Origin of the sequence: Flavobacterium sp. KBS0721 (genome assembly GCF_002007065.3) — a bacterium.
Classification (GTDB): domain Bacteria; phylum Bacteroidota; class Bacteroidia; order Flavobacteriales; family Flavobacteriaceae; genus Flavobacterium; species Flavobacterium piscis.
In genome coordinates, this window is the sequence record NZ_CP042170.1 from 1,595,749 (window position 1) to 1,618,085 (window position 22,337).

19 protein-coding genes, 1 tRNA gene and 1 riboswitch are annotated in these 22,337 nt (G+C 33.4%); of the genes, 14 read left to right on the top strand and 6 right to left on the bottom strand.

Features of this window, described 5'->3' with window-relative positions; all coding sequences use genetic code 11:
• Positions 1-8: 8 nt before the first annotated feature.
• From B0M43_RS07105 to B0M43_RS07120, 4 genes are all read left to right on the top strand, one after another.
• Positions 9-1,574 carry a RagB/SusD family nutrient uptake outer membrane protein gene (locus B0M43_RS07105; protein ID WP_078006351.1) on the top strand — a complete coding sequence of 522 codons (1,566 nt, stop codon included), beginning with the start codon at positions 9-11 and terminating at the stop codon, positions 1,572-1,574.
• A gap of 10 nt (positions 1,575-1,584) precedes the next feature.
• A complete protein-coding gene (locus tag B0M43_RS07110) occupies positions 1,585-2,331 on the top strand; it encodes a SusE domain-containing protein (protein ID WP_078006350.1) in 747 nt (248 codons plus the stop codon).
• A 78-nt stretch (positions 2,332-2,409) separates the two neighbouring features.
• Positions 2,410-2,943: a helix-turn-helix domain-containing protein gene (locus B0M43_RS07115; protein ID WP_078005728.1), complete on the top strand. Its 534-nt coding sequence runs from the start codon at positions 2,410-2,412 to the stop codon at positions 2,941-2,943.
• Positions 2,943-3,776 carry an IS3 family transposase gene (locus tag B0M43_RS07120; RefSeq protein ID WP_078005729.1) on the top strand — a complete coding sequence of 278 codons (834 nt, stop codon included), beginning with the start codon at positions 2,943-2,945 and terminating at the stop codon, positions 3,774-3,776. Before B0M43_RS07115 ends, B0M43_RS07120 begins: the two co-directional genes overlap by 1 nt.
• 150 nt (positions 3,777-3,926) lie before the next feature.
• Here the strand turns inward: B0M43_RS07120 and B0M43_RS07125 are convergent, their stop codons facing one another.
• The 3 genes from B0M43_RS07125 to B0M43_RS07135 all read right to left on the bottom strand — a co-directional run bounded on the left by B0M43_RS07125 (position 3,927) and on the right by B0M43_RS07135 (position 6,174).
• A complete protein-coding gene (locus B0M43_RS07125) occupies positions 3,927-4,346 on the bottom strand; it encodes a DUF4259 domain-containing protein (RefSeq protein WP_078006349.1) in 420 nt (139 codons plus the stop codon).
• Between the two features lie 92 nt (positions 4,347-4,438).
• Positions 4,439-4,666, bottom strand: coding sequence for a DUF6814 family protein (locus B0M43_RS07130; protein ID WP_078006348.1), 228 nt, complete (start codon positions 4,664-4,666; stop codon positions 4,439-4,441).
• Positions 4,667-4,677: 11 nt separating this feature from the next.
• Complete coding sequence (locus B0M43_RS07135) at positions 4,678-6,174, bottom strand: MFS transporter (protein ID WP_078006347.1); 1,497 nt, start codon at positions 6,172-6,174, stop codon at positions 4,678-4,680.
• 241 nt (positions 6,175-6,415) lie between these two features.
• A riboswitch (cobalamin riboswitch) is annotated at positions 6,416-6,608 on the top strand.
• Between the two features lie 318 nt (positions 6,609-6,926).
• Here B0M43_RS07135 and B0M43_RS07140 point away from each other — a divergent pair.
• The gene (locus B0M43_RS07140; RefSeq protein ID WP_078006346.1) at positions 6,927-8,246 is read left to right on the top strand and encodes a DUF5074 domain-containing protein; all 1,320 of its coding nucleotides are present in this window, start codon (positions 6,927-6,929) and stop codon (positions 8,244-8,246) included.
• Positions 8,247-8,700: 454 nt separating this feature from the next.
• Here the strand turns inward: B0M43_RS07140 and B0M43_RS07145 are convergent.
• A tRNA-Phe gene (locus tag B0M43_RS07145) sits at positions 8,701-8,776 on the bottom strand.
• Positions 8,777-8,880: 104 nt separating this feature from the next.
• Between B0M43_RS07145 and B0M43_RS07150 the strand changes: the two genes are divergently transcribed.
• The 7 genes from B0M43_RS07150 to B0M43_RS07180 all read left to right on the top strand — a co-directional run bounded on the left by B0M43_RS07150 (position 8,881) and on the right by B0M43_RS07180 (position 15,812).
• The gene (locus B0M43_RS07150; RefSeq protein WP_065449211.1) at positions 8,881-9,612 is read left to right on the top strand and encodes a type III pantothenate kinase; all 732 of its coding nucleotides are present in this window, start codon (positions 8,881-8,883) and stop codon (positions 9,610-9,612) included.
• The gene (locus B0M43_RS07155; RefSeq protein WP_078006345.1) at positions 9,609-10,838 is read left to right on the top strand and encodes a hypothetical protein; all 1,230 of its coding nucleotides are present in this window, start codon (positions 9,609-9,611) and stop codon (positions 10,836-10,838) included. The genes B0M43_RS07150 and B0M43_RS07155 overlap by 4 nt, the downstream gene beginning before the upstream one ends.
• A 50-nt stretch (positions 10,839-10,888) precedes the next feature.
• Positions 10,889-11,446 carry an LPS export ABC transporter periplasmic protein LptC gene (lptC, locus tag B0M43_RS07160; RefSeq protein WP_065449213.1) on the top strand — a complete coding sequence of 186 codons (558 nt, stop codon included), beginning with the start codon at positions 10,889-10,891 and terminating at the stop codon, positions 11,444-11,446.
• Positions 11,447-11,448: 2 nt separating this feature from the next.
• A complete protein-coding gene (locus B0M43_RS07165) occupies positions 11,449-11,643 on the top strand; it encodes a hypothetical protein (RefSeq protein ID WP_065449214.1) in 195 nt (64 codons plus the stop codon).
• 3 nt (positions 11,644-11,646) lie between these two features.
• Entirely contained in the window at positions 11,647-12,909 is a 1,263-nt protein-coding gene (locus B0M43_RS07170) for a hemolysin family protein (RefSeq protein WP_078006344.1), read from the top strand.
• A 108-nt stretch (positions 12,910-13,017) separates the two neighbouring features.
• On the top strand, positions 13,018-15,117 hold the full coding sequence (locus tag B0M43_RS07175) for a peptidylprolyl isomerase (protein ID WP_078006343.1): 2,100 nt from the start codon (positions 13,018-13,020) through the stop codon (positions 15,115-15,117).
• Positions 15,118-15,485: 368 nt separating this feature from the next.
• The gene (locus tag B0M43_RS07180; RefSeq protein WP_246860204.1) at positions 15,486-15,812 is read left to right on the top strand and encodes a hypothetical protein; all 327 of its coding nucleotides are present in this window, start codon (positions 15,486-15,488) and stop codon (positions 15,810-15,812) included.
• A gap of 64 nt (positions 15,813-15,876) precedes the next feature.
• Here the strand turns inward: B0M43_RS07180 and B0M43_RS07185 are convergent, their stop codons facing one another.
• On the bottom strand, positions 15,877-16,797 hold the full coding sequence (locus B0M43_RS07185) for a GYDIA family GHMP kinase (protein ID WP_078006341.1): 921 nt from the start codon (positions 16,795-16,797) through the stop codon (positions 15,877-15,879).
• A gap of 97 nt (positions 16,798-16,894) precedes the next feature.
• Positions 16,895-18,217 (bottom strand): hydroxymethylglutaryl-CoA reductase, degradative, encoded by a 1,323-nt coding sequence (locus B0M43_RS07190; RefSeq protein ID WP_078006340.1) that lies wholly within the window; start codon positions 18,215-18,217, stop codon positions 16,895-16,897.
• Positions 18,218-18,400: 183 nt separating this feature from the next.
• Here B0M43_RS07190 and B0M43_RS07195 point away from each other — a divergent pair, with 183 nt between their 5' ends.
• Positions 18,401-20,572: a S9 family peptidase gene (locus tag B0M43_RS07195; protein WP_078006339.1), complete on the top strand. Its 2,172-nt coding sequence runs from the start codon at positions 18,401-18,403 to the stop codon at positions 20,570-20,572.
• Between the two features lie 36 nt (positions 20,573-20,608).
• Positions 20,609-22,285 (top strand): peptide MFS transporter, encoded by a 1,677-nt coding sequence (locus B0M43_RS07200; RefSeq protein ID WP_065449221.1) that lies wholly within the window; start codon positions 20,609-20,611, stop codon positions 22,283-22,285.
• The last annotated feature ends 52 nt before the right edge of the window (positions 22,286-22,337 follow it).

Genomic DNA, 22,337 nt, shown 5'->3' on the forward strand with positions numbered 1-22,337 from the left:
ATATAAAGATGAATCAATTTAAATTTAAGATTATAGGAGCTGCTTTTGTTCTATTCTTATTCACTGCTTGTGTAGATGACTTAAATACAGAACCAAAAGTAGAATTGACATTGGATAAGCTTTTAGAGCAGGATCCAAATGCTGTAGACGGTTTAGTTTCTAAAATTTACGGAACTTTTGCTCTTTCAGGTCCTGATGGCCCAGATTCTTCAGATATTACTACAAAAGATAATGGAGAAGCTGCTTTTTTAAGAAGTATTATCAACTTACAGGATTTCTCTGCAGATGGTATGAAAAACCGTTGGGGAGATGATGGTTTAGATCAGTTAACCACAACAACTGGGTGGAATGGGAATAATAAATTCTTTAGATACTTATTCGACAGGGCTTATTATACTATTTCTCAGTCAAGTAATTTAATTAAAATTTTAAAAACATCTAAAGCGAATATTCCGGACAGAGAAAACCACATTGCTGAATTGCGTTTTTTAAGAGCATTATCTTATTATTACATTACAGATTGTTTTGGTAAAGGAGCTATTACGACTGAAGATGATATTAATACTTCTACTCCAAAAAAGGAATCAACAAGAAAAGAACTTTTTGCTTTTATAGAGTCTGAATTGAAAGAAGTTGAAGGTACTATTACAGCAACAAAATCTTACGGTAAAGCAGATAAAAATGTAGTAAGAATGCTTTTGGCAAAATTATACCTAAATGCAGAAGTGTATACAGGAACTCAAAGATATGATGATGCTTTATTGTATTCTAAAAAAGTAATCGACGAAGGCGGTTATACTCTTGCTCCAAGTTTTGCAAGTGTGTTTTCAGGAGACAACAATACTTCGCCGGAAATTATCTATACTTTAATTGCAGATGCAGTTGTAAGTCAGGGTTATGGTAACACAACTTACATCATCAATGGAAATTTAAGTACAGAAACAATGAATCCTAATACTTATGGTGCAACTGATGGCTGGAGTGGTCACAGAGCTACAAAAGCCTGGTATGGATTGTTTAATAATGGAGATCTTGTTGATTCTAAAGATGACAGAGCAAAATTATTCTTTACTACAGGACATTCATACGAGATGAATGATTATAAAAAATGGACAGACGGTTATCCTAGTGTAAAATTTACAAACAAAAACTTTGTAGGAACTACAAATGCAACAAGTTTTGCGAATACGGACTTTCCTTTGTTCAGATTATCGGATGCTTACTTAATGTATGCTGAGTGTGTTGTAAGAGGAGCAAATGGAGGTTCTGCAGGATTAGCTTTAGAATATGTGAATAAAGTGAGAACAAGATCACATGCAGGAGAAATAAATGCAGGAGAATTAAACCTTGATTTCATTTTGAAAGAAAGAGGTAGAGAATTGAACCTTGAAGGACACAGAAGACAAGATTTAATTCGATTTGGAAAATTCACTGGAGGATCTTACTTATGGCCTTGGAAAGGTGGAGTAAAAGATGGAGTTGCAATTCCTGAAACTTACAACTTGTACCCAATCCCTACAAGTGCATTACAAGCGAATTCACAGTTAACTCAAAATCCAGGCTATTCATCTTAATACGAGAAATATGAAAAATATATTAAAACTAAGTGTATTTGCACTGTTATTTATATCAGCTACAGCTTGTGATTCAGATGATGATCTTACCGTTGTAACGCCATCAAAGGCAGCTGTACTGGCAATTCCTGCTGAAGGATCAGTTTTTGTTCTTGATAAACTAACACCTAATGAAGTAGTTGCGACCTTTACATGGGATGCTGCGCAATATGGAGGTGCTCCAATGGCTATAAGTTATGAACTTCAAATGGCAAAATCAGGAACAGACTTTAAAGATGTAGTTGTAGTTTCTGTAACAACAACAAATAAGGTAGCGGTAACAAGTGGAGAACTTAATGCAGCAGCGCTTAATGCCGGATTAACGGCTTTTGAATCTCAAGATGCTGATATTCGTATTAAGTCATATGTTGGGGCAAGAGGTATTGTTCAGTATTCAAATGTGATCAAAATAGCTGTTACTTCTTATTCTGCCTGGGACAATTGGGGAATGATTGGTTCTGCAACGCCTAATGGATGGAATGATCCGGATACTAATCTAGAGTATGATTTAGCAACTAAAACATACTCCTATACAGGACCACTGGTAGTTGGGGAGTACAAATTCAGACTTGACGATAAATGGGATACTAACTTTGGTGACGATGGTAATAATTTATCATTAGAAGCCGGAGGAGCTAATATTCCAGTTGCTGTTGCAGGAGATTATACAATCGTTGTTGATTTTATTGGAAAAAAATACACGATTACAAAAAACTAATTTTTTCTGATAATTAAAAAAGGGCTATCTCTTTTTGAACTGCCCCCAAAAAGTTAGACACTATTTGGGGGCATTTTTATGGAAAGAAAAGTCAAGTACAATTGTGAATTTAAACTTCGTTGTGTAGAAGAAGTTTTGAAAAGACATAATTCGGTTAAAGGCACAGCTAGAGCAAACAAGATAGCTGAAAGCAACCTTACGTGCTGGATTAGCCGCTATAATGAATTTGGAATTGAAGGTCTTTTTCCAAGGCAAAAAAATAAAGTTTATACTGCAGACTTTAAATTAAAAGTGATACAAACCATTGAAAATAAGTCTTTATCTTTGGATGAAGCCTGCTTGATTTTCAAAATTCCAGCGCAGTCAACCATAATAAGCTGGCAAAGAAAATATGCAAAAGATGATTTGGCAGGTTTAGAACTTAAATCACGTGGTAGACCAGCAGTTATGAATTTTAAGAGAAAGCAACGAAAAACAGACAAACCTCTAACCAGGGAAGAGGAACTCTTAAAGGAGTTAGAGTACCTGCGCGCTGAGAATGAAATTCTAAAAAAGTTCAACGCCTTAGTTCAAGCCGAGCAAGCCAATCAAAACAAAAAGCTCAAACCATAATGGAATTAAGGCATAAGTATGATTTAGATCTTTTACTAAATTGTATGAACATGGTTAGAAGTACGTATTATTATTATGAAAAGAAAGGTCAGGCAATCGATAAATATCAAGAGATAAAAGATTTAATTAAACAGATTTACAATTATCATAAAGGTAGATTAGGATATAGACGTATTACTCTATTAATCAAAAAAGAGGGGATTTTAATTAATCACAAAACAGTGCTTCGATTGATGAAATTTTTAGGATTAAAAAGTTTAATCAGAATCAAGAAGTACAGATCGTATAAAGGAGAGCAGGGAAAGATAGCTCCTAATCTACTACAGCGCAATTTTAAAGCTGATAGACCTAACCAGAAATGGGCAACCGATGTGACTGAATTTAATGTTTCTGGCAATAAATTGTACTTATCGCCGATAATTGATCTGTTTAATGGAGAGATAATTAGCTATGAATTATCACAAAGACCAGTGTTTAATCAAGTTTTAAATATGCTTGAAAAAGCATTTAAAAAAATACCCGATAATACTAATCTGACTCTGCATTCTGACCAAGGCTGGCAGTATCAAATGAAACAATACCACCATTTATTAAAGAAAAAAGGAATTAAACAAAGTATGTCCAGAAAAGGTAATTGTCTTGATAATGCGATAATTGAAAACTTCTTTGGAATATTAAAATCAGAGTTGTTTTATCTTAAAAAATACACTTCCATTAATCAATTGAAACAAGAGATTGTTGAGTATATAAATTATTATAATAATGACAGAATTAAACTTAATCTAAAAGGAATGAGCCCGATACAATATCGAGCTCATTATTATAAAACTTAATTATTAATTTGTCTAAACTTTTGGGTGCAGTCTATTGAGATGGCCCTTTTTAAGATATACTTGCTAAGTAAAGATTTTGGTTTGGTTAGTAATGCAAAAGGGCTGCTCTATATAATAGACAGCCCTTTTCTGGTTGTTAAATTTATGTTTTTAATTCTTAAGACGTTTAATTAGATCTTCAATGTTTTGTTTCCATTTCGGGTATAATTCTTCATTATCAGACCATAACTCATTTAATTCAGAATTATCACTTATGACTTTTTCTAAGGCACGTACTGCAGATGTTTTTAAATCGTTTAAAATAAGTTCCTTATTTAGGGAATTAAAAAGATTTACATTAGTTTCGTCTTCCTCATCTTCGTTGTCATTTCTAAATTTTGTTCCATTTAAAAAATTATCAATGTACGCAGCAGAAACTGTAACTGCATGGCAATCTTCGTAATCTAAATAATCTGAATTTATTGCTTTTTCAAATGAAGAGTTAAAAAAAGTTCTAGCATCCTCTCTTATTTCGTCAAAGAAGTCATAAGCTGTGTCGTCATCAAATATTCCGTAATCCCAAGCTCCCATTTTTTTAATTTTTAAAATATTATTGCAAAGTTTTTTGTGATATCTTACTTGTAAATATATTGAATTTTGATTTCAAAAACTTTACCACGTAATTATTTCTTCTTATCGTTATATTCTCCAATCACGGCAAAATAACCAAATGTTCCTAATCCTAAAACAATAAGAGGAGTAAGAATAAAAAGGATAATGATTCCAAAAACTAAATCATCTTGCTGGTCTGACAGGAGTTTGGGTAAGCCAAATTCAAATACACAAAAGTAAGCCGCTGCAGCTGCAAGAATAATCCATAAAACACCTAAAATTTGTTTGATCGCATTCATAGTTTATAATATTAAAGGTGATTGGTTTTGTTTTTATTATCGATATAAATCATTCCAATTACAAAACAGACTGAAGCTATAATAATAGGATACCAAAGTCCGTCGAGGTAAAATTCCGCTTTTCCGGCTGCTTTAGAATGCGTTACAAAATAGGTTGAAATAGCAGGAAGTAAACCTCCAAAAATACCATTACCAACATGATAAGGCAGAGACATTGAAGTATATCTGATCTTTGTTGGAAACATTTCGACCAAAAATGCCGCAATAGGTCCGTATACCATGGTAACAAATAAAACCTGAATGAAAACTAAGAAAATTAAAGTCCACTCATCGCTTGAATTGATAGTAATCGAAGTAGTAATCTGATCATCTTTTTTGCCTGAAAAATGCGTCTTTTTCTGTAAAAAAGAAGTTCCGTCGCTATATTCTTTGTGTGTAGTATAAATAGAATCATTATTTTTATTGACCTCTATTGTTTCTTTTGTGGCCTGAGTAAGTTCAGTTTTGTAGCTTACATCTGTGGTATTGTACATCATTTTGTAAATAGGTCTGTAGAATAAAATGGCAAGAAGCATACCGCCCATCATAATATATTTTCGTCCTATTTTGTCGCTCAGCCATCCAAAGAAAATAAAAAACGGAGTACCTAATAATAGTGCAATACCTAATAATCCATCTACCTGCGAAGAATCGATATTCATTACGGTTTTCATAAAACTCATGGCATAAAACTGTCCCGTGTACCAAACAACACCTTGTCCCATTGTGGCTCCAAATAAAGCAAGTAATACAAATTTCAGGTTGTATCTGTTCCCGAAACTTTCTTTTAGAGGGTTTGTACTGGTTGTACCTTCTTTTTTAGCTTTGGCAAAAACCGGAGATTCGTCCATGTTTTTACGAATTAAATAAGAAACGCCTACCATAACAATCGAAACCCAAAACGGAACACGCCATCCCCAGGAATCAAAATCTTCAGGAGAAAGCACATTTTTGGTTGCCAGAATAACCATCAACGAAATGAATAAACCAACTGTCGCGGTAGTTTGAATCCAGGAAGTCCAGTATCCTTTTTGTCCGACTGGAGCATGTTCGGCTACGTAAGTCGCTGCACCTCCGTATTCTCCACCAAGCGCTAATCCTTGCAATAAACGCAAAATCAATACTAATAAAGGCGCCATGAAACCAATCGTTTCATAACTCGGGATACATCCTATTAAAAAAGTAGAACCTCCCATTAATAATAAAGTGGCCATAAAAGTATATTTTCGGCCAATAATATCTCCCAGTCTCCCAAAAAATAAAGCTCCAAATGGTCTGACAACAAATCCGGCAGCAAAAGTGGCTAATGTCGACAAAAAAGCCGCGGTGGGATTATCACTAGGGAAAAATTTAGTTGAAATTACGACGGCCAAACTCCCAAAAATATAGAAATCATACCATTCGATCATAGTACCCATTGATGAGGCTGAAATTACTTTCCAGATGCCTTTTGTAGAAGTTTTACTCATAAACTAATTTGTATACTTGGTAATAATTAAAACTATTAAATATTTTTTAACGAATATAAAAGATAATTTTTTATTTATTTGATACTTTTTTAACAAATAGTGTTTATTTGTTGATTTAACATTTATTCGATAAATCAAAGCTTTATAAATCGAATAAGTTATAGTTTGCTGCAATGCTCAAGGCCTTTAAAATAAAGAACTCTTGCTTTGTTACGAAAGAAAACACTAGTTTTGCAGTTCAAATTTTAGAACAGAAAATGGTTGTCATATTGATACAATATTGACATTAAAAGGGAATTTGGTGTAAATCCAAAACTGTCCCGCAGCTGTAAGCTCATTAACTGAAACCCTTTAATACGTCACTTTTCATTTTGAAAGGGAAGGCTGGGTGTAGGGAGCAAGTCAGAAGACCTGCCATTTTTATAGTAATAAATAGCTTTCGGGGATTGAAGCTTGAATTAAGAACAATACATTTCACTTTCTGTGATCATGTATGGTTTCGTTATTCTATTCTCGTAAGCCAAAAATAGAGTTTATGAGATTTTTTTTCAGCAAATATGATATCGTAAAAACAATTTCCTTCGAGATGTTTTTCTATTCGATTCATTCTTTTTCTTCATTAAAAAAATCATTAAAACGTATCGTTTTACAAGATATTTGCTTTTGCAAAAGTTTGTTTATATAACTTTTGAAAGGGTAAATTGTATTTCGATTTAAAGATTTAAGTAATATAATTTTTTAAATATTTAATAATGAAAAACCAATTTTTTTCCAAACCATTAATTGCAATCGCCTCTTTGATGCTGCTGACAGTTTCGTGTAATAATGATGATGATTTTACAGCGCCGCCTGTAATAAAAGACGAACAGCAGCTAAAAGATACTTTGACCATTGGAAAAGCACTGCAATTGAGCTCAAAATTAGCAGATAGAAAAAATGTTTCTTTTGAATGGGCTATAGACGGAAAAGTAGTAGGATCTGATTCTACCTATATCTTTAAACCGGAAACAAGAGGAGATTTTAAAATTACAATGATAGCCAAAAATGATGGCGGAAACGTAGCTCTTACTTATGATATTCATGCATGGGGAGCATATGAAAATGGTTTCTTTATGATCAACGAAGGATGGTTTGGTCACGGAACAGGAACGGTAGGGTTTTACAGATATGATACAAAAGCAGTAGAAGACAGTGTTTTTGTAAAAGTAAATCCGGATAAGGATTTAAAACCGGCAACGTCTACATTAGAATTTGGAACGATCATTAATAAAAAACTATTTTTAGTTGCTAAAGTTGGCGGACCAGTTGTAGTGGCAGATGCTTATTCGCTTAAAGAAGAAAAAAGAATTGCGGCTAAAGGTGGAAACGACTGGCGTGCACTAGTAGGTATTGATGAAAATCAGGCTCTTTTGACTTCAAGTAAAGGAATATTTAAGCTTAATCTTAATACCATGGAAGTGAGCGGACAAATTGATGGTATTACTGGTCAGGTAGGAGATATCGTGAAGTCTAACGGTTATGTTTTTGCATTGTCTGCTTCAAAAGGCGTGATTGTTATTAATGCTTCGACATTGGCGATCGAAAAAACGATTCCGGGTATGGTATTAGGATTTGCAGTTACCGATGATAAAAAAGTATGGGCAGCAGGAGGTAAAAATCTGATAAGTATAGATTCAAATACTCTTGAAGTAAAAGAAATTCCATTAGGTTTTCAGGCTTACGGAAGCTGGGGAGCATGGCATCCGGGATCTATTACAGCGGCTAAAAATGATGTTTTTATTGCTAAAAACGGAAGTTTTAGCGGTGGTAAAGAAGTTTACAAATACACTGGAACTCCAGAGTCATTGACTGCGCCTTTTATTACATTAACAAATTCAAATATCTTATATGGTGCAGGAATTGGTTATGATCGAAAGAAACATATTTTGGTATTAAATACATTAAATGAAGGTTTTGGCGTTAATTTCTCCATCAATAATCTTTATTTATTTAATGCTGATTCAGGAGTTAAAACAGCTTCGGTAAATTATTCAGGATATTATTTCCCTGCAGTTTCTGTATTTCATCAATAATTTTTTGCAGGTGATTTAATTGCGAAAGAATTTAACCGCAAGGAACGCTAGATTTACGCAAGGGTTCGCAAAGTTTTATTATAAAGCTTTGCGAACCTTTTTTGTGTATTATCACGTGTCCCGTGGTTGAAACCACGGGCTATATTTGAAATGCAACAGCATGTAAGAGTAGAAATTAATGCTAGAATTTTTTTAGTACAATATAAACATAGCCAACGGTTTTAACCGTTGGGACACAATATTGGTAAAATTCAATAGGCTTTTTATCGCAGTCAAAAACTAAAAAAAAAACACAAAGTTCGCAAAGTTTTTTATCGTAAAGCTTTGCGAACTTTGTGTTTTCTCAACATAACGTTAGGTAAAAAAAACTTAGTGACCTTTGCGGTAAAAAAAAATAGCGGTAAAGTCAGGAAAGTGTTAAAAACAAAAAACCCGAATATTGCTATTCGGGTTTTGGTGGTACCTCCAGGGATCGAACCAGGGACACATGGATTTTCAGTCCATTGCTCTACCATCTGAGCTAAGGTACCGTCTTGTGCTCAATGCGGGTGCAAATATAGAATCATTTTTCGTTTATCCAAAACATTTTTTTAAAAAAATCAATTCGTATCTTCGCAATGGTAAAGAAATAAATATGATTTTAACAATTGATGTGGGTAATACTCGAATTAAAGCGGCTGTTTTTGAGGAGAGTACTGTTCTTGAAAACTTTGTTTTTGAGAAAAATGAGCTTGAAGAAAAAATTAAAAAAATTTTAAAAAAATTTTCAAACTGCTCCGATTTGGTTGTTGCATCAGTCGGAAAAATCGAAAAAGAATCTTTCTTGACTTTCGAAAAAGAGCTGAATATTCATTTTTTTACTCATGAAGATGTTTTTCCTTTCGTAAATAAATATGCGACCCCAAAAACTTTAGGAATTGACAGAATGATTTTGGCTTCCGGAGCTACTTTGCAGTTTCCTAAACAAAACAGGTTAGTAATAGATGCTGGAACTTGTATTACCTACGATTTTATCGACGAAAATGATAATTATCTGGGCGGAGCAATTTCTCCGGGTTTACGATTGCGATATGAGGCGTTGCATCACTACACGGCCAAGTTGCCTTTGCTGGCTTTTGAAACGCCTGAAAACTATATAGGAAACTCAACAAAACAGGCCATTCATTCCGGAGTTGTAAATGGCTTCGTCTATGAGATTGATGGTTTTATCGATGAATATCGGGCAAACTTTTCAAATTTTATAATAATTTTAACGGGAGGCGATGCAGTTTTTTTGGCTAAACGATTAAAAAATACCATATTTGCCAATTCAAATTTTCTTTTAGAAAGTTTGAACCAAACATTTCAATATAAAAATCGACAATGATTAAAAAAATTATAGTAAGCGCTTGTTTGCTTATCTCGTTCGTTTCATTTGCTCAACAGGGTGCATCTCCTTATTCTTTCTTCGGAATTGGGGATGTTAGATTTAAAGGAACTCTTGAAAATAGGTCTATGGCTGGAGTTTCTGTAGAGCAGGATAGTATCCATTTGAATATTGAAAATCCGGCAAGTTATGCTAGTTTAAGACAAACTACTTTTACCGTTGGAGGAACTTTTGGAAGTGCAAAACTAAAAACTACTGAAGAATCTGCAAAATCACAAAAATCTACTTTTGATTATTTAGCAGTGGGAATCCCAATGGGAAAATTTGGTGCAGCGTTTGGTTTGGTTCCTGTAACTTCTGTTGACTATAGAATCTTAAATGACCAGACTGCTATACCAGACGGGACAAGTTCTCAACTTCAGGGGAAAGGCGGCGTGAATAAAGTATTTTTAGGTTTAGGATACAAAATTACACCTAAGTGGAATATTGGAACTGATGTACAATATAATTTTGGTAAAATTACCACTACAACTATTGAGCTTGCTACTGGAGTTCAAAATGGTACAAGCGAAACTAATGCTTCTGAGTTGTCAGGGGTGAGTTTTAATATTGGTACAATGTATCAAACAAAAATCAATAAAAAATTAAGCGTATTTACTAGTTTAGCGTATACTTTTGCAAGTACTCTAAATTCAAATAGTACCAGAGTTATTGCGGTAGATGGAGATCCGGATCCTTATCAGGCTCCTGCGCAGGAAGATAAATTAAAACTGCCAAATAAAATTACAATTGGTGCAGGTATCGGGCAGGCAAGAAAATGGTTAGTAGGTACTACACTTGCTTTTCAAGGTAACGGAGAACTTGCCAATTATTATAATGCCGCTCCTAACGTAAGTTACGAAAAATATCAAAAGTATGCAGTAGGTGGATATTTTATTCCTAACTATGCTTCTTTTACCAGTTATTTAAGCAGAATTACTTATAGAGCCGGATTGAAATATGAGAAACTTGGTCTGGTTGTTAATAACGAATCAATCAATGATGTTGGAATGTCTTTAGGGGCTGGAATTCCAATTGGTGGCGGAACTTTTTCAAACGTAAATGTTGGAATTGAATATGGTAAAAGAGGAACAACATCTGCAGCTTTGGTTCAGGAGAATTATTTCAACTTTAGTTTGAGTTTTTCTTTCAACGACAGATGGTTTGTAAAAACTAAATTCAATTAAGCGTAAAAATTGTGTTTTTATAAGCTCGTACAATTTACTACATTTGGCAAATGAATTTACCAAAAAGATATATTATAGCGGTTGTCACAGTTTTTACTGTGACACTGTTTTTTGGATGCGAAAGTAATTTTAAAGAAGTTCAAAAAATTAACTTCTCAGAATTTGTTCCGGGGAGTGATGCTGATACTGTAAATATAAAATATACAGATTCAGGACTTATTACCGGAGTTTTGAAAAGTCCAAAAATGCTGGATTACTCTAATTTGGATTTTCCTTTTACCGAGTTTCCAAAAGGAATTGATGTTACTTTATACGATAAAAAACAAAAGCGTACTTTTATAGTGTCTAATTATGCCGTTTCATATAAATTAACCGGTATAATAGATTTGCAGGGAAAGGTTAAGATTACTTCAGAAACCGGGCAGATGCTTGAAACGGAGCAGTTGTATTTTGATCAGAAAAACGAATGGTTTTACACCGAAAGAAAATTTAAGCTTACAGATGCTAAAGGTGTTTCTTACGGGCAGGGAATTGATTTTAGTAAAGACTTTAAAGTGATTAATTCGCAGCGTGTTAGCGGTGAATTTGAATCAGACGAAAAATTATAATTATGGGTTACTTAAAATATACACAATACGTTTACATAGCATTTGCAGTTTACTTCATCTATGATGGGTTTACAAAAATAAACGAAGGAAATGATACCGCTACATTGAGCTTTTTAATTGCTGGTATGGCTATATTTATGTTTTTCTTCAGAAGAAAGTTTGTCAAGAAATTTGATGAACGTAACAAAAAACAGTAAAAAATGGAAATTAGTATTATAATACTATGTTTAATACTATCAGCCTTTTTTTCAGGAATGGAAATAGCTTTTATTTCTTCGAATAAAATTTATCTTGAAATCGAAAAAAAACAAGATAATTTTTTATCCCAAATTCTAACCAAACTTACAGAAAATCCTTCAAAATTTATTGCTGCAATGCTTATTGGTAACAATGTAGCATTGGTAGTTTATGGGTTTTATATGGGAGATTTAATTCTAAAATGTATTGGCAATTTAGGATTTCATTTTTCTAATCTTACGAGCTTATTGGTTCAAACCATAATTTCGACTTTTGTCGTTTTGATAACGGCAGAGTTTTTCCCGAAGGTATTTTTTCAAATCTATGCCAATTCATTAATTAAGATTTTTGCCATTCCGGCCTATTTGTTTTATAGGTTATTTTACTATATATCTACTTTTTTTATCTGGATTTCGGATTTTGTACTGCGAAAATTTTTCAAAACAGAAGGTGATCAGGTGCAATTGTATTTTAGTAAAATCGAGCTTGGAAATTATATCACAGAGCAAATGAATTCTGTTGAAGATGATGAAGAAGTCGATTCGGAAATTCAGATTTTTCAGAACGCATTAGAGTTTTCGGGCGTAAAAGCGCGTGATATTATGACACCACGTACAGAAATAGTCGACATCGATTTATTTGATAGTATCGAGGATCTTAAAGCTTTATTTATAGAAACAGGGTATTCTAAAATTGTGGTCAGTCAAAATTCTCTTGATGATATTGTGGGTTATGTACATTCGTTTGATTTGTTTAAGAAACCCAAAACAATAAAATCAGTTTTAATGACGGTTGAATTTGTGCCGGAAACGATTTTGATAAAAGACGCTTTGAATTTGTTGATTAAAAAACGAAAAAACGTTGCTGTTGTTTTAGATGAATATGGAGGAACTTCCGGGATAATAACGATAGAAGATATAGTCGAAGAACTTTTTGGAGAAATCGAAGACGAACATGATTCAGAGGAAGAAGAATTAATTGAAAAAGAGTTAGGTGAGGGTAAGTATTTGTTCTCGACCAGATTAGATGTTGAGTATCTTAATGAAACATATAAGTTGGGTATTCCTGAAGAAGATTCTTACGGAACATTAGGTGGCTTTATTGTTAATTCTACCAAAGAAATCCCTCAAAAAGGTGAAGAAATAGTGATTGACAGCTATCATTTCGTGATTGAAGAAGCCACAAATAAGAAAATTGAATTGGTCAAATTGACAATAAAAGAGTGATTTTTTAAATTAATAAAAAAAAATATTGAAAATAAAACGCTAGTTGTATTGTTATTAACTAGATAATTGTATTTTCGCAAACTGAATATAAAATTAACGATAATAAAAATGGCAGTTTTAGCAAAAATTAGACAGCGTTCCGCTTTATTGATAGGAGTTATTGCACTTGCATTATTTGCATTTATAATACAAGATCTATTCACTAGAGGGAGTTTCGGTCAAAGTTCAAAGGATGTGGGAAGCATCGATGGAAAAGATATTTCATTTGAAGACTTTAGAGTTAAAGTTAGTAATGTTGAAAAAAGTGGGCAAGGAATTACTTCCACTGAAGCTGCAAACAGAGTTTGGGATCAAGAAGTTTCAATCGCATTATTATCTTCTCAGTTTGATAAATTAGGATTAAGAGTAGGTGAGAAACACTTGCTTGAAGTTTTAAAATCAGATCCAAACATTGGTAAAAATCCAATGTTCCTAAATGCTGCTGGTGCTTTTGATGTAGCGAAATTTAAAGAATACTTTAAAGCTAATCCTGAAGCGGCACAATTCATTTCTGAAAAAGAAAAAGATGCTGAATTAAATGCAAAATTCCAAATCTACAGCACATTAGTAAAAGCAGGTCTTTATACTACTGTAAGCGAAGGAAAATTGAAATATGAAATGGAAGCTAACAAAGTAAACTTTGCTTATGCTGCTGCATTATATTCTTCGATTAAAGATAGCGAAGTAAAAATTTCTGATTCAGAAATTGTAGATTATATGAAGAAAAACGAGAAAAAATTCAAAGCGGATGCAACTCGTGAAATTCAATACGTTTTAGTAGAAGATAAAGCTTCAAAAGAAGATGAGGCTGAAATCAAAACTAAAATCACTGCTTTATTAAACGGTAGAGTAGAGTACAACGCAAAAACAGGTAAAAACGATACTTTGCCAGGTTTTAGAAATGCTACAAACATTGCTGAATTTGTAAACTCAAATTCTGATGTTCCTTACGATTCTACTTACGTTCCTAAAAATGCTTTACCGGCTGTTGATGCTGATAAATTATTCAGCTTACCTGCAGGAGCAATTTACGGACCATACGTTTACGGAAGATATTATGCTATTTCTAAATCTTTAGGATTTAAAGCTGGTGTAAATGCAAAAGCAAGTCATATCTTAATTGGTTACGAAGGATCTCAAACTCCAAATCAAAAAGAAAAAAGAACTAAAGAAGAAGCTAAAGCTAAAGCAGAAGAAATTTTGGCTCAGGTTCAGGCAAATCCGGATAGTTTCATGATGTTGGCTTTTACAAGTTCTGATGATTCATCTGCACAACAAGGTGGTGATTTAGGATATTTTGGTCCAAACCAAATGGTAAAACCATTCAATGATTTTGTATTCAGTAACGGAATTGGAAAAGTTGGTTTAGTTGAAACTCCTTTTGGATTTCACATTATCAAAATTACTGATAAACAAGACGGAATTCGTTTAGCAACAATTGCTCAAAAAATTGAGCCTTCTGAAGCTACTTCTGATAAAGTATTTACATTAGCGACTAAATTCGAAATGGATGCTGCTAATAAAGATTTTAATGCTACAGCAAAAGAGTTAGGTTTAAAAGTAGCTCCTCCTGTAACTGCAAAAGCTATGGATGAAGCGTTTGGTCCTTTAGGAAACCAACGTAACATTATCAGATGGGCTTATGACAAAGAAACTAGTGTTGGAGATGTAAAACGTTTTGAGATCGCTAATATTGGTCATGTAATTGCTCAATACAAAAGCGAAAACAAATCAGGTTTAGTATCTGTAACAGTGGCAAGACCATACGTTGAGTCAATCTTGAAAAACAAGAAAAAAGCTGAAATGCTAAAAGATAAAATGAAAGGTTCTACTATCGAGGCAATTGCTAAAAGCGCTGGTGTAGCAGTTCAACAAGCAGCAAATGTTACTATGGATAATCCGGTTTTACCTGGTGGAGTTGGACAAGAGCCTAAAGTTGTTGGTAATGCATTTGCATTAACAGCAAACAAAATTTCTGCTCCAATCGAAGGAAATACAGGAGTATATGTTGTAAAAAACATTAGTACTATAAAAGCGCCTGCTGCTGCAAATCACGCAGAATATGTAGCGAAAGTGAAAGCTCAAAGCGCATCTGATGCAAGCAGAATTTTGCCTGCATTGAAAGCTAACGCTAAAATTGAAGATAACAGATTGCAATTTAATTACTAGTCTTTAGTAAATAAAGGTTTCAATATAAAACCCGAAACGTTCTTAATGAATGTTTCGGGTTTTTCTTTTATATGAATAGTGTTTTTTGTAATAATTATCACCTCATTTTTCTTAAGTTATATAGGAATAATAGAAATGTAAGTGAAAAGTTTGTGATATTCAAAATATTACAGTTAATTTGTTCCGATTTTTATGTTAACAATTTTTTGTTAATCTAAAGGTTGTTAAATAAAATTACAAAAGAATAATGATCAAGTACTTTAATAATCAAGCATTTAGTGTTTATGTTTAATTTGTTGAAAAAAAGGCCCAGAGTCTATTCTAAAATTGAAAATCACATTTTTGGAATAATTACAGAGCTTTTAAAATTGAGCAGTACTGATATCAATAGTGATGAGCTGGCTGGTAAGTATTATTTGAGTAATGAAGAGCAGCATTTTAAAGTTACGATTATGAGTAACGATTATGTGATCAGGCTTACCAATACTCGTGATTCTGTTGCTGAAAAATATGACAAAGCTTTTGTTGAAGATGTTTTAAAAGCCGTGAAGGAGGAGAAACATCGCAGGATGGAAGTTGTGTATGATTCTATTAACAACAGTATCGAAAAAATGGCAGAACGTTTACACAATACTTTGATAGAATCAAACGAACTGGAAACTCAAAAAGTCCGACATCTGGAGAAGACGTCGTAAAATAAAAAAAAGTAAACGAATAGTTTACTTTTTTGCTTTTATAACGGTTGCAGATAAATATTTTTTATTGCTGTAATATCATTTCATCATAAGTAAGAATCGTTTCGTATCCTTTTGAAACAAAATAATCTTTTGGATCTTCTTTTGCAATTGCCATTACAAAATCGCCGCCCCAAGCGCCAAGACTTTTAACAACACCTTTAAAATCCGGAAAAGCAACTTCTTTTATAGTGCGTATTTCGAGAATGTCACTCATGTGAATTTCATGCTTTTCTACTGCAATAGCAAATTCTTTTACTGTTTTAGCATTTAGAATAGTATCGGTGATTTTATTATTGTCAATGATATTATGGGCTAAATGTTGGTTTTTATTGTTGTAATACGCACTAATGGCTGCTTTGCTATTTTGTTTTTTATTAAGGTAAACAAAATAGATGTTTTGCGTAAAATCAGGATTAAAATGTACTGTTTCTACGACAGGTAAATTTTGTTCAATGCGATATACAATTGGAGTATCGTTTTGTGCACAGGCGATATCATAACCGCTTCCGCCAAAACTATTTTTTAAGAGCGTAAAAGCATCGATATTGGTCCATTGTGCAATATTATTTAATAATGTGGAAGAAGTCCCAAGTCCCCATTTTTTTGGAAATGTAAGGTTGGTGCTGATTTTGTATCCTTCTGAATTATTGATGAAATCAGGATTTAAAAGATACGCTTCATTTAAAATCTGCAGTAAAGTTGTTTTTACAGTTTCGATTTTTGCATCGACTTTGTTTGTAATTTCAGAAAATGAAATCGTGTCCTGATACCAGATGTTTTCGTCAAAATCATAGCTTTCCCATTGAATTTTCTGGTTTGAGCCATTTTCTACAATTAAATTTTGTCCAAATTTTGTGGGTAATGCAAAAGCTCTGGCGCCATCTAAAACTAAATATTCGCCTGTAATTAAGAGTTTTCCGTTACTGTAATAGGTTGTTTTCATGCTTTATTTTAAAATAAATTCCAATATTTGAAAATTCCAAATTCCAATTATCGTTGGGATTTGGAATTTATTTTTAGGCTATATTCTTTTGGAATTTTTATTTACTTTGTTTTCTTATAGTTTCGATAAATTCAACAACTGCACTATGAGATACAGCATTTTTCTTAAAGTGAGTTTTAATTAAATGACGTTCTTCTTCGGTAGCTTCAAATTGGTTGATGATATTGTTTAAGTGCATTTTCATGTGGCCTTCCTGAATTCCGGTTGTGGTTAGTGATCGCAATGCAGCAAAGTTTTGTGCCAAACCGGCAACGGCAACAATTTGCATTAATTCTTTTGCAGATGGTTTTTCGAGTATGTCAAAACATAGTTTCACCAAAGGATGTAAAGAGGTTAATCCACCAACAGTTCCTAATGCCAAAGGAATTTCGAGCCAGAAAGTAAAAATTCCGTCTTCGATTTTAGCATGGGATAAACTGGCATATTGACCATTTTTTGAAGCGTAGGCATGAACTCCGGCTTCGACAGCTCTAAAGTCATTTCCGGTCGCGAGAATTACCGCATCAACTCCGTTCATAATTCCTTTATTGTGGGTTACGGCTCTAAAAGGTTCTACTTCGGCAATTTGCACGGCCTGTAAAAAACGCTCTGCAAATTCTTGCGGATTAGGAATATGTTTTTCTGTTAAATCTTCAATAGGGCAGGAAACTTCGGCTCTAACAATACAATTAGGAACATAGTTGGATAAAATACTCATAACCACTTTTAAATGTTCGTCTTCTGAAAATAAATCAGAATCTTGAAATTCTTCCTTTAAAGTAGTAGCAAATTGTTCCAGACAAGAATTGATGAAGTTGGCACCCATACTGTCTTTGGTCTCAAAAGTAGCGTGCAGCTGAAAGTAATGCTCTAATAAGCTTCTTTTGTCTTTTAGTTTAATATCTAAAATTCCTCCGCCACGTTGTTGCATGTTTTTGGTAATGCTTTGTGTGTCAGAGAAAAATTTTGATTTTATCTGATCAAAGAATGAATGTAATTTTTCTGCGTCTCCGTTGAAAGTAAAATGAACCTGACCAATTTTTTCGGTATCAATTACAGTTGCTTTAAATCCTCCGCGGGTTGCCCAGTATTTTGCTGCTTTTGAGGCTGCTGCAACCACGGAACTCTCCTCAATTGCCATTGGAATGGTTTTGTATTTTCCGTTGATTAAAAAATTAGGAGCAACTCCAAGTGGGATATAAAGGTTTGTAATGGTGTTTTCGATGAATTCGTCATGCAACTGCTGCAGCTTCTCGTCTGAATTCCAGTAATTTCTTATAATAGTTAGTGCTTCTTCAGGGCTTGAAAAATAGGTATTGGCGATCCAGTTTATTTTTTCTTTTTTGGATAATTTAGAAAATCCGGCAACAGCGTTGTTCATTCTCAGTATTTTAAATAATAATGTCGCGGCAAAGATACCATTTTAAGAGTTTTGTTTGTAATGTATTTCAAATTTGAAAAGGACGCAAACGTTATTTTTTTTAACATTTAACAGTTGAAATGTGTATTATGTTCATTTTTTTTACTAAAATTGGGCTCTTTTTTATATTTAAAATAATTCTCAATGAATACGAGTAAAATTACTGTAATACTTTTATTTTTAGTGGCTACTGTTTTTGGTCAACAAAAAATTACTGTCGAAGATATTTATAGCGGAGCATTTCGTGCAAAAGGAATGGATGAATTGCAATCACTAAAGAATACAGACCAATACACAGTTTTAAATGTAGATCAGGCCAGTAGAAGTATGCAGATTGATTTATATGATTTTGCTACCCTAAAAAAAGTATCGAACTTAATTGATGCTAAAAATCATAAGGAACTTGCTGAAGGAATTGATAGTTATACTTTTGATGCTTCTGAAAAAAAGATCCTAATTGCTTGTAATACAAATAAAATCTTTCGCCACTCTTTTACAGCAGACTATTTTTTATACGATATAACAACAAAATCACTAACGAAACTTTTTGATTTTCAGGTTCAGGAACCCACTTTTTCGCCTGACGGAACTAAAATTGCCTATGCAAAAGAAAATAATCTTTATGTATACGATCTAGCTTCAAAAAAATCTACAGCTGTTACAACCGATGGAAAGAAAAACGCCATCATTAATGGTATTACGGATTGGGTTTATGAAGAAGAATTTGCTTTTGTCCGGGCTTTTGACTGGAGTAAAGACAGTAAAAAACTAGCTTACATTCGTTTTGATGAAAGCCAGGTTCCGGAATTTTCGATGTCGATGTTCCATAAAGATTTATATCCCACTATCGAAACGTTCAAATATCCTAAAGCAGGAGAGAAAAACTCAGTAGTTTCATTACATATATATGATGCAGCTGCAAATAGCACTAAAAAAGTAGCATTAGATAATTATAATGACTTTTATATTGCAAGGTTACAATGGACAAATGATAACAATGTATTGTCAGCTCAGGTTTTAAACCGCCACCAGGATAATCTTGATTTACTGTTTGTTGACGGAACTACAGCTGCTGCAAAAGTGGTTCTAAATGAAAAAGACAAAGCGTATGTTGATGTTACAGATAATTTGACTTTCTTAAAAGATAACAGTTTTATCTGGACAAGCGAAAAAGACGGTTTTAATCATATCTATTTGTATGATAAAACAGGAAAACTTAAAAATCAGGTTACAAAAGGAAACTGGGAAGTAGTATCTTACTACGGTTTCGACGAAAAAAACAAAACTATTTTCTACCAATCTACAGAAAATGGTTCTATCAACAGAGATATCTACAGAATTGGTTTAGACGGAAAAAGCAAATTACGCTTAACAGCAAAAGTGGGAACAAGTACAGCTACTTTTAGCCCTAACTTCCAATTTTTTATTAATACCTTCTCAAGTGCCTCTCAGCCTACGACTTATACTTTAAATGAGTCTAAAACAGGAAAAGAAATTCAGGTTATCGAAAACAATCAGGCTCTAGCGGCCAAATTGAAAAACTATAGTTTACCAACAAAGGAATTTTTTGTTTTAAAAACGGCTAAAGGAAACGAACTGAATGCCTGGATTTTGAAACCAAAAGATTTTGATCCTTCAAAAAAATATCCTGTTTTCATGTACCAGTATTCTGGTCCTGGATCCCAGCAAGTAAATAACGATTGGAATAATTCTGATGATTATTGGTTTGCTTCGCTAACACAACAAGGTTATATAGTGGCTTGTGTTGATGGAAGAGGAACTGGTTTCAAAGGTGCTGATTTCAAAAAAGTTACTCAAAAAGAATTAGGGAAATACGAAGTTCAGGATCAAATCGATGCAGCTAAATTAATTGGAGCTTATTCTTATGTTGATGCTGCAAGAATTGGAATCTTCGGATGGAGTTATGGTGGATTTATGGCTTCGAACTGTATTTTTCAAGGAAACGATGTCTTTAAAATGGCGATTGCAGTTGCTCCGGTAACCAACTGGCGTTTTTATGACAGTGTTTATACCGAAAGATACATGCAGACTCCTCAGGAAAATGCAAGCGGATACGATCAAAACTCACCAATAAATCACGTTAGTAAATTAAAAGGTAAGTTTTTACTGATTCACGGATCAGGTGATGACAACGTTCATGTGCAGAACTCTATGCAAATGATGGAAGCGTTAATTCAGGCCAATAAACAATTTGATTCTCAGATATATCCGGATAAAAATCATGGTATTTACGGCGGTGCAACGAGAATTCAGCTTTATAATAAAATGACTAACTTTATCAAAGAAAATTTATAATCTAAAACTTTAAACCTTAATCAAATAATAAATAATATGGGAGAAACTCAAGTAAAAACTGCGCATCCAAAAGGACTTTGGGTATTGTTTGGAACGGAGATGTGGGAGCGATTCAACTTTTATGGAATGCGGGCTTTATTAACTTTATTTCTTGTGAATTCACTATTGATGAAGGAAGAAGAAGCATCTTTAATTTATGGAGGTTTCCTTGGACTTTGTTATTTGACGCCAATGTTGGGAGGTTTTGTAGCCGATCGTTTTTTGGGTAACAGAAACTGTATCCTTTTAGGAGGATTATTAATGGCAATTGGACAAATGCTATTATTTACAAGTGGTAGTGTTTTTGAAGCAAATTTGCCTTTAGCTAAAATCATCATGTACTCTGCCTTAGGAGTTATTGTTTTTGGTAACGGATTCTTCAAACCAAATATTTCCAGTATGGTGGGAAGTTTGTATCCTAAACAGGAAAAAACAAAATTAGATAGTGCATTTACTATTTTCTATATGGGAATTAACATCGGAGCTTTTTTAGGTCAGTCGATTTGTCCTTTATTAGGAGATGTAAAAGATAGTGGCGGAATTAGAGATATCCATGCTTTTAGATGGGGATTCATGGCGGCCTCTATTGCAATGTTATTAGGTACATTACTTTTTTACTTTTTGAAAAATAAATATGTGGTTTCTCCTGAAGGAAAACCATTAGGAGGTTTGCCTTCTAAAAACGATGCTTCTGATTTTGAAGAAGGAGAAGCGCAAAAAGCTAATTTTTCTAATAAAGCTTTGGCTATTGCCGGAATTGCATTTGTAGCTTTAGGATTCTTTTTTCACTATGTAGTAGAACAAAACTTAATTTATACCCTGATTTACTCAAGTGGTTTGTCATTGGCCGGATTAATTATTTCAGATACTTCTTTGACAAAAATAGAAAGAGACAGGATTATTGTAATTTATATCGTTTCGTTCTTTATTATTTTCTTCTGGGCAGCTTTTGAACAAGCAGGTTCGTCTTTAACTTTCATAGCGGATAACCAAACTGATAGAAATTTCTTTGGCTGGTTAATGCCGCCATCAATGGTTCAAATTTTCAACGGATTATTTGTGGTGATTTTAGCAGTACCTTTCAGTATTCTTTGGGATACTTTAAGAGCTAAAGATAAAGAGCCAATTTCTCCTGTAAAATTAGCTGTAGGTTTAGTGGTAATTTCTATTAGTTTCTTTATGATTGCTACTCAGGTTTCTTATATCGGAACTTCGGGATTATTATTAGTGAAATGGCTTATACTATTATATTTTTTAAATACATGTGCTGAGTTATGTTTGTCTCCAATTGGTTTATCATTGGTAGGTAAATTATCTCCAAAACGTTTTTCTTCTTTATTGTACGGAGTATTCTTTTTGTCGAATGCATCAGGTTACGCTCTTGGAGGAACTTTAGGTTCTATATTGCCGGCTACTGGTGATAAATTTGCAAAAGCAAAAGAATTAGGAATCGATCTTCAGGCAGTTTTAGATAATAAAATTACGCCAACTGCAGAGCAAATAGCTTTATTAGATCAACATCAGATTAGTGCTCACAATCACTTTTTTGCCGGATTCGAAATTCACAATTTATATGAATTCTTTATGGTATTTGTTGTTTTAACCGGTATCGCAGCAATTATATTATTTGCTTTGACTCCGTTCCTGAAAAAGATGATGCACGGTGTTCGATAAATAATACTAATAATATATAAAAATTACCTACAGGTTTAGGCTTGTAGGTAAT

Bases quoted from the DNA above. Each gene is read 5' to 3' on its own strand.
- B0M43_RS07125 (WP_078006349.1), bottom strand. From the start codon at position 4,346: ATGGGAGCTTGGGATTACGGAATATTTGATGACGACACAGCTTATGAC.
- B0M43_RS07155 (WP_078006345.1), top strand. From the start codon at position 9,609: ATGATTAAAAAAATTATAGTAAGCGCTTGTTTGCTTATCTCGTTCGTT.
- B0M43_RS07120 (WP_078005729.1), top strand. From the start codon at position 2,943: ATGGAATTAAGGCATAAGTATGATTTAGATCTTTTACTAAATTGTATG.
- B0M43_RS07115 (WP_078005728.1), top strand. From the start codon at position 2,410: ATGGAAAGAAAAGTCAAGTACAATTGTGAATTTAAACTTCGTTGTGTA.
- B0M43_RS07200 (WP_065449221.1), top strand. From the start codon at position 20,609: ATGGGAGAAACTCAAGTAAAAACTGCGCATCCAAAAGGACTTTGGGTA.
- B0M43_RS07130 (WP_078006348.1), bottom strand. From the start codon at position 4,666: ATGAATGCGATCAAACAAATTTTAGGTGTTTTATGGATTATTCTTGCA.
- B0M43_RS07190 (WP_078006340.1), bottom strand. From the start codon at position 18,217: ATGAACAACGCTGTTGCCGGATTTTCTAAATTATCCAAAAAAGAAAAA.
- B0M43_RS07175 (WP_078006343.1), top strand. From the start codon at position 13,018: ATGGCAGTTTTAGCAAAAATTAGACAGCGTTCCGCTTTATTGATAGGA.
- B0M43_RS07105 (WP_078006351.1), top strand. From the start codon at position 9: ATGAATCAATTTAAATTTAAGATTATAGGAGCTGCTTTTGTTCTATTC.
- B0M43_RS07165 (WP_065449214.1), top strand. From the start codon at position 11,449: ATGGGTTACTTAAAATATACACAATACGTTTACATAGCATTTGCAGTT.
- B0M43_RS07195 (WP_078006339.1), top strand. From the start codon at position 18,401: ATGAATACGAGTAAAATTACTGTAATACTTTTATTTTTAGTGGCTACT.
- B0M43_RS07185 (WP_078006341.1), bottom strand. From the start codon at position 16,797: ATGAAAACAACCTATTACAGTAACGGAAAACTCTTAATTACAGGCGAA.
- B0M43_RS07135 (WP_078006347.1), bottom strand. From the start codon at position 6,174: ATGAGTAAAACTTCTACAAAAGGCATCTGGAAAGTAATTTCAGCCTCA.
- B0M43_RS07170 (WP_078006344.1), top strand. From the start codon at position 11,647: ATGGAAATTAGTATTATAATACTATGTTTAATACTATCAGCCTTTTTT.
- B0M43_RS07110 (WP_078006350.1), top strand. From the start codon at position 1,585: ATGAAAAATATATTAAAACTAAGTGTATTTGCACTGTTATTTATATCA.
- B0M43_RS07140 (WP_078006346.1), top strand. From the start codon at position 6,927: ATGAAAAACCAATTTTTTTCCAAACCATTAATTGCAATCGCCTCTTTG.
- lptC (WP_065449213.1), top strand. From the start codon at position 10,889: ATGAATTTACCAAAAAGATATATTATAGCGGTTGTCACAGTTTTTACT.
- B0M43_RS07150 (WP_065449211.1), top strand. From the start codon at position 8,881: ATGATTTTAACAATTGATGTGGGTAATACTCGAATTAAAGCGGCTGTT.